Annotated in this window: 12 protein-coding genes and 1 other RNA gene; 6 read left to right on the top strand and 7 right to left on the bottom strand. The window is 64.4% G+C overall.

Annotated features, from left to right (window positions below):
* From WDB91_RS07535 to WDB91_RS07505, 7 genes are all read right to left on the bottom strand, one after another.
* Entirely contained in the window at positions 1-990 is a 990-nt protein-coding gene (locus WDB91_RS07535) for an imelysin family protein (protein ID WP_339111965.1), read from the bottom strand.
* Positions 990-2,387: a di-heme oxidoredictase family protein gene (locus WDB91_RS07530; protein WP_339111964.1), complete on the bottom strand. Its 1,398-nt coding sequence runs from the start codon at positions 2,385-2,387 to the stop codon at positions 990-992. Before WDB91_RS07530 ends, WDB91_RS07535 begins: the two co-directional genes overlap by 1 nt.
* A gap of 75 nt (positions 2,388-2,462) precedes the next feature.
* Complete coding sequence (locus tag WDB91_RS07525; protein ID WP_339111963.1) at positions 2,463-3,734, bottom strand: imelysin family protein; 1,272 nt, start codon at positions 3,732-3,734, stop codon at positions 2,463-2,465.
* 84 nt (positions 3,735-3,818) lie between these two features.
* Positions 3,819-4,166, bottom strand: coding sequence for a hypothetical protein (locus WDB91_RS07520; protein ID WP_339111962.1), 348 nt, complete (start codon positions 4,164-4,166; stop codon positions 3,819-3,821).
* Between the two features lie 182 nt (positions 4,167-4,348).
* Positions 4,349-4,516, bottom strand: coding sequence for a 50S ribosomal protein L33 (rpmG, locus tag WDB91_RS07515; RefSeq protein ID WP_339111961.1), 168 nt, complete (start codon positions 4,514-4,516; stop codon positions 4,349-4,351).
* Between the two features lie 141 nt (positions 4,517-4,657).
* Positions 4,658-5,067: RNase P RNA component class A (rnpB, locus tag WDB91_RS07510), an RNA gene on the bottom strand.
* Positions 5,068-5,192: 125 nt separating this feature from the next.
* Positions 5,193-5,645 carry a nucleoside deaminase gene (locus tag WDB91_RS07505; RefSeq protein WP_339111960.1) on the bottom strand — a complete coding sequence of 151 codons (453 nt, stop codon included), beginning with the start codon at positions 5,643-5,645 and terminating at the stop codon, positions 5,193-5,195.
* A 102-nt stretch (positions 5,646-5,747) separates the two neighbouring features.
* Here WDB91_RS07505 and WDB91_RS07500 point away from each other — a divergent pair, with 102 nt between their 5' ends.
* The 6 genes from WDB91_RS07500 (at position 5,748) to WDB91_RS07475 (ending at position 13,377) form a co-directional block, all read left to right on the top strand.
* Entirely contained in the window at positions 5,748-7,574 is a 1,827-nt protein-coding gene (locus WDB91_RS07500; protein WP_339111959.1) for a pseudouridine synthase, read from the top strand.
* 282 nt (positions 7,575-7,856) lie between these two features.
* Positions 7,857-8,759 carry a 5-bromo-4-chloroindolyl phosphate hydrolysis family protein gene (locus tag WDB91_RS07495; RefSeq protein WP_339111958.1) on the top strand — a complete coding sequence of 301 codons (903 nt, stop codon included), beginning with the start codon at positions 7,857-7,859 and terminating at the stop codon, positions 8,757-8,759.
* A gap of 27 nt (positions 8,760-8,786) precedes the next feature.
* On the top strand, positions 8,787-9,968 hold the full coding sequence (locus WDB91_RS07490) for a toxic anion resistance protein (protein ID WP_339111957.1): 1,182 nt from the start codon (positions 8,787-8,789) through the stop codon (positions 9,966-9,968).
* Positions 9,965-10,984: a DUF2927 domain-containing protein gene (locus tag WDB91_RS07485; protein ID WP_339111956.1), complete on the top strand. Its 1,020-nt coding sequence runs from the start codon at positions 9,965-9,967 to the stop codon at positions 10,982-10,984. The genes WDB91_RS07490 and WDB91_RS07485 overlap by 4 nt, the downstream gene beginning before the upstream one ends.
* Positions 10,985-11,032: 48 nt before the next feature.
* Positions 11,033-12,226, top strand: coding sequence for an SPFH domain-containing protein (locus WDB91_RS07480; RefSeq protein ID WP_339111955.1), 1,194 nt, complete (start codon positions 11,033-11,035; stop codon positions 12,224-12,226).
* Positions 12,227-12,252: 26 nt separating this feature from the next.
* Positions 12,253-13,377: a primosomal protein N' (replication factor Y) - superfamily II helicase gene (locus WDB91_RS07475; protein WP_339111954.1), complete on the top strand. Its 1,125-nt coding sequence runs from the start codon at positions 12,253-12,255 to the stop codon at positions 13,375-13,377.
* Positions 13,378-13,419 lie beyond the last annotated feature (42 nt).

Genomic DNA, 13,419 nt, shown 5'->3' with positions numbered 1-13,419 from the left:
TCAATCTCCATCCGCGGCGTTAAAGCCCACGCTGACACCCAGCAAAGGCCCCAGCTCGGCCTGCATGGCCTCGACCGTCAGCCCGATCTGCTGCTGCACGATCTCCACCTTCAACCGGCCCATCGGATCGGCCACACCGGCAAAGACCGGATCATCGAGATCCTGCGCCAGCTCGATCGCGCGGTCAAACGCGGCGTCGGTCTTGGGGATCTCGCCCATGCCCTGCGCCAGCCTGTCGGCAAACCCCCGCAGCGCAACCAGCGACAGCGTCACGTTGCGGGCGGAGCGGCCCGCGTCCAGCATCTCGGCCCGTTCGGGGCGCGGGCGCTCAAACGTGCCCAGAGGGCGACCCAACCGTGTGTCCTTGTTGAATTCGAGCCCCGTGACCAACTGCGTATAAAGCGCCTGCCGCGCCTCGGATTCGGTCAGATAAAGGGTATGACCTTCGGTGCCGGGGCTCAGGAGTTCATCGGCAAAACCGTTCTGCCAGCCGACCTCGACATCGATGGCCATCTGCGCCAGATCACCGGCCATCGCCACGCGCAGCTTGCAGGTATAGTCGTCATCCGTGGCCAGCTCGCCATAAAGAAGATGCTCCAGCCCGAAAAAGCCGCGCACCCCGATGGAGGCTTTCGCCAACTCTGCCGGGTCGGTGAATTGCGGGTTTTGTTGCTCGATCAGCCCCGAGAGCTGGCGCCGCCCCGTGGCCTTGGCATCGGGCCAGAAGGCAAAGGCCAGCGCCCTCCCCTGCTCCTCGACCGGTCCGAGCCGCAAAAACGCCACGCCCAACCACGCATCGACCGCGTCATTCCACAAGGGCTGCATCGTCGCGATGGAACAGTCCGCCTCGGCCCCCTTCTGCAACGCGATCGTGGCATTGGTCAGCGCGGCATATCCGGGCAGGATGTCTTGCGTGACGGCGGCGCGTGTATCGGCCAGAGCTGGCACAGAGATCGCCATCAGAGGCAGCGAGAACAGCAGATTACGCATCACAAGGTCTCCAGAAAGCGAATAAGATCGGCGCGCGTCTTGGCGGGCAGTGCCAGATATCTATCACGGGCGGGCCCCGCTTCGCCACCATGCCAGCGGATCGCCTCGTCCAATGTGGCCGCGCGGCCATCATGCAGATAGCGCGGCGCATGGCCGGAATTGGCCTCCGTCAGCCCGATCCCCCAGAGCGGCGCCGTGCGCCATTCGGAGCCCGTGGCCACGCCTTCGGGACGGTGATCGGCCAGCCCCTCGCCCATGTCATGCAGCAAAAGGTCGGTATAGGGCCAGACCAGCTGGCGCGAGGTGACCGGATTATCGCTGGTTGCGGTAATGAATTTCGGCACATGGCAGGCAATACATTGCGCCTCGTAGAAGGCCTGCTTGCCGGCGAGCACATCGGGTGCCCCCACATCGCGGCGCCTGGGCACGCCCAGACCCGTCACATAGGCGGTGACCGCCTCCAGCGCCTCGGTCGAGACCTCGGCATTGTCGCGCAGCCCCTCGTCAATCCCGTCAGGAAGCGAAAGACAATCCGTCTGCGCCAAGGTGCAATCGCCCGCGCCTGCGGGGAACAGCACACTCGAGAGCCCCATATCCTGACTGAAAGCCTGCGCCGTCATATCGACGAGCCGCCCCATGCCCGCCTTATGGCCGAACCGGCCCAGCCGCACCACACCATCGGGGCCGATCGCATATTGCGCCCGCCCCGAGATCCCGTCGCCATCGGCATCCCCGGGGTCCGCATGTGCCAGAATATCGGCCTCGGGGATCGCCTCCAGAAGCCCCAGCCCGATGATCTGCGGCGCGACCCGCAGCGAGACCAGTGTCTCGGGCGCAAAGCCGTGACGGGCCTCGGGATGGCGCAGATCGCCCTCCTCAATCCAGTCTAGCACCAGCTGTCCCTCCGGTTCCAGCGACGGCAGCGCCCGATCCTGCAACTGCCAGCCGAACTCGGGATCGGCGATCATACCATGCCAGCCGTCGATGCCCTCTGCGCCATCGCCGGACGGAAAGCGCCGCGAGAGCTTCAGCACCATCCCCGAGATGCCCTGGCCATCCTCGGGCCGCCCCCGCGCATTTCCGGGATGGCAATTGGCGCAGGCCCGCGCATTGAACAAGGGCCCCAGCCCGTCCGAGGCCCGCGTGCTCGAGGGCGCAGGCACCCAGAGCTTGTCGAACAACGCCTCGCCCAAGGTGAACCCCATCCGCAGGGATGGGGGCAGATTGGCCGCAGGCGCGCGGAACCCCGTGCCCGTCACCGTGGCCGCCACCGTGGCCGCCCCTGCCGGATTGGCCTCGTAGCGCTCGGGTTGCACGAACTCGGTGGCCGGCGCTGTCACCTCGGCGGCCTGCACCGCCACTGGCACAGCAAGGCAGAAAGCAAGAAGAGCGCGCATCACATCACCATGCAAAACCCCGCGGCATCGCTGCCACGGGGAAGTGTCGGGCATAAGCCCCTATTTTGAATAGTCTTACTGGAAGACTGCATCAGGGTTGTCGAGGCTGTCGGACCCCTCGATCTCGACCTCGGAGCCCAGAAGCGTGACCGCGCGCTCGATCGAACGGGTCTGGGTGACCAGCGCATCGACCAGACCGTTGACGAGCTTTGCCCCCTCGTCATTGCCAAGCGCCAGCATCTGGTCATAGGCCATACCGCCTTCGGCCTTCTGGTAGATCGCATCGGCTGCAGCGACCGATGCGTCCAGATCCTTGGTCAGCTGCGCATCCACATCGGCATCCTTGGCCGCCACCAGTTGCGACAGCGAGGCGCCTTCCACGACCGAGCCGTCCACACGGGTGTATTTGCCGGTATAGACGTTCTGGATCCCCAACGCGTCATAATAATGCGAGACATGGGTCATATCGGAGAAGCAATCATGCTCTTCTTCCGGATCATGCAGCATGAGGCCCAGCTTCGTGCGCTCGCCCGCCAGCTCGCCATAGGACAGCGACCCCATACCGGTGAGGATCGTGGTGATGCCCGCATCGGCATCATCGGTCAGCGCGGTGCGTGCAGCACCTTCCTCGTCCCAATTGCCGACCATTTCCTGCAGATCCGCAACCAGCAGCTTGGAGGCTGCCTGCAGATATTCGGCACGGCGGTCACAATTGCCACCGGTGCAGCCCTCGCCCTGAATGTAATCGGTATAGGGGCGCGCACCCGCGCCCGCCCCGGTGCCGTTCAGATCCTGCCCCCAGAGCAGGAATTCGATGGCGTGATAGCCGGTTGCCACATTGGCCTCGATGCCTTCGGCCTCCTGCAGGGTCTCTGCGAGGAATTCCGGCGAGATCGTGCTGGCATCCACCTTTTCGCCACCGATGGTGAGCGATTTATTGGCGATGACATTGGCCAGAGCCAGATCATTCTCTTCGTTATTGGCCGCCGAATCCTCATCGACATAGTCGATCAGACCCTCATCGAGCGGCCAGGCGTTCACACGGCCTTCCCAGTCATCCACCAGCGCATTGCCAAAGCGGAAAGCTTCGGTCTGCTGGTAGGGCTTGCGGGCCGCAACCCACGCGTCCTTGGCCGCCTGCAGCGTCTCGGCAGAGGGTTCTTTCACCAGCGCGTCAACCGCCGCCTCCAGCGCCTGCGCGGTGGTCAGGCTGTCCTCGAACCCTGCCTGCGCGATATCGGCATAGGTTTCGATCACGGCTTCGGGCTGCGGCGCCTCGGCAAAGGCTGCCAGCGGCGCAGCAAACAGGGCAGTGCTGGCAAGCAGCGCGGAAAGGGGACGGGTCATGCGGTGCCTCGGATCAGTGTAACTGGAGTTCACGGATAAGTGACACATTTACTCGGGAATGTAAATCCCGATTGTTTTACTCGGTCAATTTTTCCAAGACCGTTTCAAACCGTGCCGCAGGCCAGCCACGCGCCCCATACGATGTAGCACCCCCCAAACCCGCAACACCAATGCACCGCCCAAAGTCGCTCCATATCCCGGCCCGTCCCGGCGCAGCGCGTGATGATATTCCTGCAGCACCACCCGAAGCGCCCCATCAGCCAGTTCGGGCGCGACAACATGTTTGGGATTGAAGTTGCGTAGACTCGCGCCCGCCATCAGAGCAAAACCGCAACAGAGGAAATGGTCAGGCAGCCATTCCACCGCCTTACCCACCACATCAAGCCGCAAAACCCGCCACAGAGGCGCAAGACCTGCCTGCGCATCAGCCACAACCTGCCCCAGGGCTGCAATTGCAGGCGCATAGCGTCCGCGCGCATTCAGAAAAAATGTAGATCCATCGCCACAGCCTAGCTCCGGCAACCGGACCACATAATCTCGCAGCCGGAATCGGTCATCAAAACAGCAAAAAACCGCCCAAGGGCGGCTTTCGCTTCGTCAAAGACGGTCAGATCTTACTTGATCTTGCCTTCTTTGTATTCGACGTGCTTACGCACAACCGGGTCGTATTTCTTCACGACCATTTTCTCGGTCATGGTGCGGGCATTCTTCTTGGTCACATAGAAGTGCCCGGTGCCCGCCGTCGAGTTCAGACGGATCTTTTGCGTCGTCGGCTTCGCCATGTTTCATCTCCTGAGTCAGGCAGCCAACATCCGCGTCACTGCCATCGAAATCCTTGAAGCCCGCCTTTTAGCCAGACTCACCCCAGAGTCAACAGCCAATCGCACCCTTCTCGGGAAATTTCACTATCAGCCGAAGAAATTTTGCGCAGGGGGCCTGTAAGCCGGATTCTGTTCAGGGGTTGCCCCCCTTGATGACCATTCCTCTAGGCCTGCAGTTGCCTGCAGGCTCCAGCTGCCAACCCGGATCACTCGGGGCGAAGCTCCCCTACCGTCAGACAGATGCCCGCGGCACGCGATCCCTATTCGGCGTTGCTCCCGGTGGGGCTTGCCATGCCGGTCCTGTTACCAGTCCCGCGGTGGGCTCTTACCCCACCGTTTCACCCTTACCCGTGCATGATGCAGGGCGGTCTGTTCTCTGTGGCGCTATCCCTGGGGTTACCCCCGCCGGGCGTTACCCGGCACCGTCACTTCATGGAGTCCGGACTTTCCTCGGCGATCCGGCTGTCTGCAAAAGCAGAGCTACGAACCGCCGCGGCCATCCGGCCCCCTGCGCAACCCGAGCCTTAGGCCGGATGGCCGCGTATGGTCAAGCGCGAAACCACCGCCTTTTCCAGCGTCCTCAAATATCCTGGGGTGAATTCGACGCAGTCGAAGAAGGGCAAAGCCCCTGCTCCCGCTACCCGTCCCGCCGCGCCGCAAAGAACCCCTTCAGAAGCGCCTCGGCCTCGGCGGCGGCCAAACCGTCATAGATCTCGGGCGCATGATGGCATTGCGGATGCGAGAATACCCGCGCGCCCTGCGCCACACCGCCCGATTTGACATCTGCGGCGCCATAATAGAGCCGCCGGATCCGCGCCGCCGCGATCGTGCCCGCGCAGATCGGGCATGGCTCCAGCGTGACGTAGAGATCATGCCCCACCAGCCGCTCCGATCCCACCTTCCGGCAGGCCTCGCGGATGGCCAGCACCTCGGCATGGGCGGTCGGATCGCATAGCTCGCGGGTGCGGTTTCCGGCGCGTGCCACCACCTGCCCCGATGGCGCAACGATCACCGCCCCGACCGGCACCTCGCCGCGCAAAGCGGCCGCCCGCGCCTCCTCCAGCGCCTGATCCATGAAACTTCTGAACATATCTTCTCTTGGCCGTTTCGCTTCTCTCGTGCAAGGCTCTTCCCACAGGAGATAAGACACTATAGAGAGGCGCCTTCAAGACCGCCTCGGGAGCCGCCTGCCATGACCAATGATTCCAACAACACGCCGAAACCGGATACGACGCCCTCTTCCGGCGAACGTATCGCCAAGGTTATCGCGCGCTCGGGCGTGGCCTCGCGCCGCGATGCGGAAAAGCTGATCCTCGCAGGCCGCGTGGCGGTCAATGGCAAACAGGCGGCCTCACCCGCTCTTGATGTCACGCCCAAGGACAAGGTTACCATCGACGGCAAACCCATCGACGCGCCGCAGGAAACCCGTGTCTGGCTCTATTACAAACCGCTGGGTCTGGTCACCACCGAGAAAGACGAGCAGGGCCGCCGCACGATCTTCGACGAGATGCCCGAAGGTATGCCGCGTGTGCTCAATGTCGGCCGTCTCGATCTCAATTCCGAGGGTCTTCTGCTTCTGACCAATGATGGCGGCCTCAAGCGCCGCCTCGAGCTGCCCGAAACCGGCTGGCTGCGCAAATACCGCGTGCGCGTGAATGGCCGCCCGACACCCGAGACCTTCAACCCGCTGCGGGCCGGCATCACCATCGATGGCGAGGATTTCCAGCCGATGGAGATCACTCTCGACCGCCAGCAGGGCGCAAATGCCTGGCTGACCGTGGGCCTGCGCGAAGGCAAGAACCGCGAGATCCGCCGCGCCATGACCGAGATCGGCATGACCGTGAACCGCCTGATCCGCGTAAGCTATGGCCCGTTCCGCCTCAACGAGATGCAACCGGGTGATGTGGTGGAAATCAAGCGCCGCGTGCTCCATGACCAGCTGGGAAGCCTTCTGGAAGACACGCCCAACGCCCAACCCGCCGACCGCAGCAAATCTGCGGGTCGTCGCGATGATGGCGAGCGCCCGCGCGGCAGGTTCGGTGACCGTGGTGATCGCGGCGACCGCGGGGGCCGCAGCTTCGGTGACAAGAAATTTGGCGACAAGAAATTCGGGGACCGTGGCCCGAAACGCTTCGACCGCGAGGATGGCGAGGGCCGTGGCACTTCCGAGCGCAGCTTCGGCCGCCAGAAGGATTTCGCAGGCCGTGGCGACCGTCCCGAGCGCGCACCGCGCACCGAGGGAGAGGACCGTCCGCGCAAGGAACGCTGGTCGCCCGAAAAGCGCAGCGCACCGCGCGAAGATCGCAGCGACACCCGTTCCTTCGGTGACAAGAAGTTCGGCGACCGTCCGCGTCGTGAAGGTGGCGAAGGCCGCTCCTTCGGCGACAAGAAGTTCGGCGACCGTCCGCGCCGTGAAGGCGGCGAGGGCCGTTCCTTCGGTGACAAGAAGTTCGGTGACCGCCCGCGCCGTGAAGGCGGCGAAGGCCGCTCCTTCGGTGACAAGAAATTCGGTGACCGTCCGCGTCGCGAAGGCGGCGAAGGCCGTTCCTTCGGTGACAAGAAGTTCGGCGACCGTCCGCGTCGCGAAGGCGGCGAAGGCCGTTCCTTCGGTGACAAGAAGTTCGGCGACCGCCCGCGCCGTGAAGGCGGCGAAGGCCGTTCCTTCGGTGACAAGAAGTTCGGCGACCGCCCGCGCCGTGAAGGCGGCGAAGGCCGTTCCTTCGGTGACAAGAAGTTCGGCGACCGTCCGCGTCGTGAAGGCGGCGAAGGCCGTTCCTTCGGTGACAAGAAATTCGGCGACCGTCCGCGTCGTGAGGGTGGCGAAGGCCGTTCTTTTGGGGACAAGAAATTCGGTGACCGTCCGCGTCGTGAAGGCGGCGAAGGCCGTTCCTTCGGTGACAAGAAATTTGGTGGCAAACCGGGCGGCGGCTTCAAAGGCGGCCCCCGTGGGGATGCCCCCCGTAGCAACGGACCGCGCGGCTCTGGCTCCAAAGGTCCGCGCAAGCCCCGCAGCGAATAAGTAAACATCGAACGGCGCCAGAGAGATCTGGCGCCGTTTGTCGTTCCGGCCCCATAGCTCATACAGATGTCATGACAGAGCGCCTGCGTATGGGCGCTTTTCTGCCATCCCCCTCTGGCACAGACGTGCCGAAATACCTATTCTCCGCTTAAGATGAGCACCACCATGACCATTCGGGCAAGTTTAGGGGGACCCATGTCGCAAAAAGCCATCCAGCGCATCGCCTTCCTGCTGATGCTGGCGCTGGTGCTGAAGATCGCGGCAACAGGCAGCGTCTGAGCCATGGCCCGCCGTTTCTCTGGCAGATACAGCCCCGATGCCCCGCCCCGCAGCGCCGGACAGGAAGACATCCCTACCGAGCGGCTGCCCCGCCCCGAGCACCCCTATGAGGGCCGCCCCTTCTGGCTGGCGGTCTGTGCCCTGCCCTTCCTTTTTGGCGCTTTCGGCGACGGGCCGGTGGGACTGGCACGCGGTATTCTGGGCTTTGGGTTTTGTGCGGGTGCGGCGCTTTTGCTGCGCGAGGGGCTGAAAGCGCAAGCCGCCTATGAGGCGCGTGGCAAGGCCCGCCGCCCCGCCCTTCCCCGCAAGATACTGGGCAGCCTCGGCTTTGGCCTCGGGCTGGCGATCGGCGCGCAGGAGATGGGGCTGACGGGCGCCATAGGCTGCGGCCTCATCGGCACCGTTCTGGGCCTCGTGGCCTTCGGGATCGACCCGCTGAAGGATAAGGGGCTCGAGGGCATCGACCCATTCCAGCAGGAGCGTGCCGCCGAGGCCATCGCCACCGGCGAGGCGCATCTGGCCGCCATGCGCGAGGCCATCGCCCGCGCCTGCACGCCCCAGCTGACCGCGCGGGTCGAGATCTTTGCCACCCATGCCCGCGATCTCTTCCGCACGGTCGAGGAAGACCCCAACGATCTGCGCGCGGCGCGGCGCTATCTGACGCTCTATCTCGAAGGCGCGCGTGATGCGACCATCCGCTTTGCCGACCTATATGCCCAGACGCGCGACGCTGAGGCGCGGGCCGGTTACGAGACCCTTCTCGATGACCTCGAACGCAATTTTACCGCCAAATCGCGCCAGCTCATCGAGAGCGGTCGCGAGGGGCTGGAGATCGAAATCGACGTGCTGCGCGAACGGCTGGAGCGGGAAGGCATTGCCCCGCCCCCTCCGTCCGCGCATAAATGACACCGAAAGCCCTGAGGAGACCATCCTATGAGCGACACGACCCGCGAAGCCGCCGCCAAAAATGTGAGCGAAATCGAACAGGTGGCCGCGATCCGGCTGCCTGATCCGCAGGAGGTGGGCGTGGCGCTCGAGGGCGCCGAGGCTCCGACCGCCATCGAGATCCGCTCGCGCATGGACGAGGTGGATCTGAGCGATTCCAACACGATCCTACGTTTCGGCACCCGCGCCCAGTCCGAGCTGCAGGAAATCAGCCAGGCCATGCTGGTCGATGTGAAGAACAAGGATACCGGCCCTGCGGGCGACAGCCTGCGCAATATCGTGACCACCCTGCGCGGGTTCTCGGTCAGTGAACTGGATGTGCGCCGCAAGCAGAGCTGGTGGGAAAAGCTGATGGGACGCGCCGCTCCCTTTGCCAAATTCCTCGCCCGTTACGAGGAGGTCCAGGGCCAGATCGACAAGATCAGCGATGTGCTTCTGTCCCATGAGACGAAGCTGCTCAAGGATGTAAAATCGCTCGATCTTCTCTATACCAAGACGCTGAAATTCTACGATGAGCTCGCGCTCTATATTGCGGCGGGCGAGGCCAAGCTGGCGCAGGCCGATGCCGAGATCATCCCCGCGAAAGAGGCCGAGGTGGCGCAGGCCAGCGAGACCGACAAGCTGATCCGCGCGCAGGAGCTGCGCGATATCCGTGCCGCCCGCGATGATCTGGAGCGCCGCGTGCATGACCTCAAACTCACCCGTCAGGTGACGATGCAATCGCTGCCCTCGATCCGGCTGGTGCAGGAAAACGACAAGGCGCTGGTGTCGAAAATCAACTCGACGCTGGTGAATACCGTGCCTCTGTGGGAGACCCAGCTGGCTCAGGCGGTGACCATCCAGCGTTCGGCCGAGGCTGCAGGTGCCGTGAAGGCCGCCAATGACCTGACCAATGAACTGCTGACCGCCAATGCCGAGAACCTGCGTCAGGCCAACCAGACCGTGCGGCAGGAAATGGAGCGCGGCGTTTTCGACATCGCTGCCGTGCGTCAGGCCAACGAGACGCTGATCGCCACCATCGAGGACAGCCTCTCGATCGCCGACGAAGGCAAGCGCCAGCGCGCTGCGGCGGAAGCCGAGCTGGTCCAGATGGAAGGCCGCCTGCGCGATACACTGGCCTCGGCCCGCAGCCCGCGCAGCTCCGCAGATAAAGGAGCCCCCCGAGCATGACCTCCGGCCCGAGCACGCCCTCCAGATCGGGCATCCCTGCGGGATCACACGGCCCGAGGCTGCGCATCGCAGGGCTCGGCCTTTGCCTGCTGGCGGTGCTCGGCTGCTCGAACCTGCCCGGAATGGACGGCTCGGCACAGGCACCGCGCGCGACGCCGCGCCCGCTTCTGGCCCCCCCGAAATCCTCCGGCCCACCCAAGGTCGCGCCGCGCTCGCAGGACAGTCTCGCGCTTTCGGCCTATTTCCAGCAGGTGCAGGACAATCTTCTGGCGCAGGGGCTGCTGCGCACCGATGTCGCGCCGCGCGATGCGCCCTTCCACCGGCACCAGTTGATTGATAACTTCGTCAATGTGGCGCTCTACGACGAATACGAGCACCGCAACGGCGCCTTCATTGCCAGACCGACCGTGTCGAAGCTGCGGCGCTGGGAAAAACCGGTGCGCATGGATCTGCATTTCGGGGCCTCGATCCCCGAAGAAGAACGCCTCAAGGACACCGCCACCGTGCGCGCCTATGCCGGCAAACTGGCCAGTGCCAGCGGCCATCCGGTCAGCCTTGTTCCCGATAACGGTAATTTCTCGATCCTTGTGCTGAACGAGGACGAGCGCGAGAAATCGCAGGACCTGTTGCGCAAAATGGTGCCCGGCATCGACGAGAGCTCGATCCATGCGATCACCAACCTGCCCACCACGACCTTCTGCGTGGTGTTTGCCTTTTCCGAGGGCGACCGCTCGGACTATTCGCGCGCGGTCGCGATCATCCGTGGCGAGCATCCCGATGCGATGCGCGAAAGTTGCTATGACGAGGAGCTGGCGCAGGGTCTCGGGCTGGCCAATGACTATCCCCGCGCGCGCCCCTCGATCTTCAATGATGACGAGGAATTCGCCCGCCTGACCCGTCAGGACGAGCTGATGCTGAAGATGCTCTACGATCCGCGCCTGCGTCCGGGCATGTCGGAAGACGAGGCCATGCCGGTGATCCGGCAGGTCGCCGCGGAGCTGATGCCGAACGACTGAACGAGGGCCTGCGCGCCCTCCCCCAAACCGACAAGCGGAGACCGGATCATGGGTATTCTCGACTTTCTCAGCGGAGAATTCATCGATGTTATCTCTTGGGTGGATGACACCCGCGATACGATGGTCTGGCGCTTCGAGCGGCAGGGACATGCCATCAAATACGGCGCGAAACTGACCGTTCGCGAGGGACAGGCCGCCGTCTTCGTGCATGAGGGGCAGCTGGCCGATGTCTTCACCCCCGGCCTCTATCTCCTCGAAACCAACAACATGCCGATCCTGACGACGCTGCAACACTGGGATCATGGCTTCAAATCGCCCTTCCAGTCCGAGATCTATTTCGTCAACACGACGCGCTTCACCGATCTCAAATGGGGCACCAAGAATCCGGTGATCACCCGCGATCCCGAATTCGGCCCCGTGCGGCTGCGGGCCTTCGGCACCTATGCGGCGCGGGTCACCGATCCGGCCAAGTTCATCACCGAGATCGTGGGCACCGACGGCGAGTTTACCGCCGATGAGGTGAGCTACCAGCTGCGCAATATTATCGTGCAGGAATTCTCGCGCGCGCTGGCCGGCGCGAATATCCCCGTGCTCGACATGGCAGCCAATACGGCCGATCTGGGCAAGCTGGTGGCCGAGGCCATCGCACCGACGATTGCCGAATACGGGCTGGGCCTGCCCGAATTCTATATCGAGAACATCTCGCTGCCCTCCGAGGTGGAGACAGTGCTCGACAAACGGACCTCGATGGGGATCGTGGGCGATCTCAACCGTTACATGCAGTTCAATGCCGCAGAAGCCATGGGCCAACCCGGATCGGGAGCATCCGCCGGTATGGGGGCTGCCATGGGGGCAGGGCTCGGTGCGGGGATGGGCATGGCGATGGGCCAGCAGATGGGGGGGCCATGGGGTCAACCCGCACATACCGCCCCGCAGGCGGGCCCTTGGGGCCAGATGGCTCCGCAAGGCGTTGCCCCGGGGCAAGCCCCCGCGCCCCAAGGCACCGCCGCACCGCCTCCTCCGCCCCCGCCGGCTGTCGAGAAGGTCTGGCACATGGCGGTGAACGGCCAGACGCTCGGGCCGTTCGGGCGCGGGCAGCTGGCGCAGATGAAAGCGGAGGGGCAGTTCACCCGCGCCTCGCTTGTCTGGGCGCCGGGACAATCAGGCTGGCTCGCCGCCGAGGAGATCCCCGAACTGGCGCAGCTCTTCACCATCCAACCGCCACCGCCGCCGGGCGCGTAACCGCACCCCGAACGAGGCCCGCCGCCATGAAGCTCCCCCAAGTCCCCCGTGCCGTGCGCCGCGACACGCCAAGCGTCTACCCCTGCGAAGCCTGCGGCGCCGATCTGCGCTTCAATCCGGGCGAGACGCGGATGGTCTGCGACCATTGCGGCCATATGCAGGACATTCCCGCCATCACCCATCGCGGAGAGAGCGGGCTGCGCGAGCTGCCGCTTGCGCCGGTGCTTGTGCAGGGTCTGCCGGAGACCGAGAGCATAGGTCAGCGCCATCTGTCCTGCCCCAACTGCTCGGCCCAAATCGAGCTGGGACCGGACCAGCAGGCCACGGAATGCCCGTTCTGTGCCACCCCGATCGTGGCCGAGGCGGGCGGGGCCCGCCAGTTTGCGCCGCAAGGCGTGCTGCCCTTTACGGTGACCGAGACCGAGGCCCGCGCGGCGCTGACAAAATGGCTCAAGGGCCGCTGGTTCGCCCCCAACGGGCTTGCCGAGTTTGCCCGCAAGGGGCGACGCATGACCGGCGTCTATGCGCCATTCTGGACCTTTGATGCGCGCTCGCGCACCCGCTATTCCGGCCAGCGCGGCGATTATTACTACGAGACACGGCTGGTCACGGTCAACGAGAACGGCCAGACCGTGCGGCGCGAAGAGCAGGAACGCCGTATCCGCTGGACCCCCGTTACAGGGCAGGTGGCGCGCGATTTCGACGATGTGCTGGTCTATGCCGCCCGCTCGCTGCCCGATGACCATGTGGGGCGCCTGCACCCGTGGAACCTCTCGCGGGTGGCTGCCTATGACGGGAGCTTTCTGGCAGGCTTCTCGGCCGAGAGCTATACGGTCGAGATCCCCGAGGCCCATCATCAGGCACAGGCCAAGATGCTGCAGGTGATCCAGAGCGATATCCGCCGCGATATCGGCGGCGATACCCAGCGCCTTGGCGCGATGGATCCGCAATTCCATGACGAGACCTTCAAACATATCCTGCTGCCGATCTGGTCCGCCGCCTACCGGTTTCAGGGCCGGAGCTACCGGTTCATCGTCAATGGCCAGACAGGGGTCGTATCCGGCGACAGGCCATGGTCGGTATGGAAGATCGCGCTAGCCGCCCTCCTGGCCGCGCTGGTGGCGGGGGTGCTCTTCTACATCGCCCGCTAGGTCGTATTCCGCCCGACAGTGACGTAGAATGCCTGCACGGCA

Source organism: Thioclava sp. GXIMD2076 (assembly GCF_037949795.1).
GTDB classification, from domain to species: Bacteria; Pseudomonadota; Alphaproteobacteria; order Rhodobacterales; family Rhodobacteraceae; genus Thioclava; species Thioclava kandeliae.
This window is presented reverse-complemented; position numbering and strand designations above follow the sequence as displayed.

Bases quoted from the DNA above. Each gene is read 5' to 3' on its own strand.
- WDB91_RS07500 (WP_339111959.1), top strand. From the start codon at position 5,748: ATGACCAATGATTCCAACAACACGCCGAAACCGGATACGACGCCCTCT.
- rpmG (WP_339111961.1), bottom strand. From the start codon at position 4,516: ATGGCGAAGCCGACGACGCAAAAGATCCGTCTGAACTCGACGGCGGGC.
- WDB91_RS07485 (WP_339111956.1), top strand. From the start codon at position 9,965: ATGACCTCCGGCCCGAGCACGCCCTCCAGATCGGGCATCCCTGCGGGA.
- WDB91_RS07490 (WP_339111957.1), top strand. From the start codon at position 8,787: ATGAGCGACACGACCCGCGAAGCCGCCGCCAAAAATGTGAGCGAAATC.
- WDB91_RS07495 (WP_339111958.1), top strand. From the start codon at position 7,857: ATGGCCCGCCGTTTCTCTGGCAGATACAGCCCCGATGCCCCGCCCCGC.
- WDB91_RS07505 (WP_339111960.1), bottom strand. From the start codon at position 5,645: ATGTTCAGAAGTTTCATGGATCAGGCGCTGGAGGAGGCGCGGGCGGCC.
- WDB91_RS07535 (WP_339111965.1), bottom strand. From the start codon at position 990: ATGCGTAATCTGCTGTTCTCGCTGCCTCTGATGGCGATCTCTGTGCCA.
- WDB91_RS07480 (WP_339111955.1), top strand. From the start codon at position 11,033: ATGGGTATTCTCGACTTTCTCAGCGGAGAATTCATCGATGTTATCTCT.
- WDB91_RS07530 (WP_339111964.1), bottom strand. From the start codon at position 2,387: ATGCGCGCTCTTCTTGCTTTCTGCCTTGCTGTGCCAGTGGCGGTGCAG.
- WDB91_RS07525 (WP_339111963.1), bottom strand. From the start codon at position 3,734: ATGACCCGTCCCCTTTCCGCGCTGCTTGCCAGCACTGCCCTGTTTGCT.
- WDB91_RS07475 (WP_339111954.1), top strand. From the start codon at position 12,253: ATGAAGCTCCCCCAAGTCCCCCGTGCCGTGCGCCGCGACACGCCAAGC.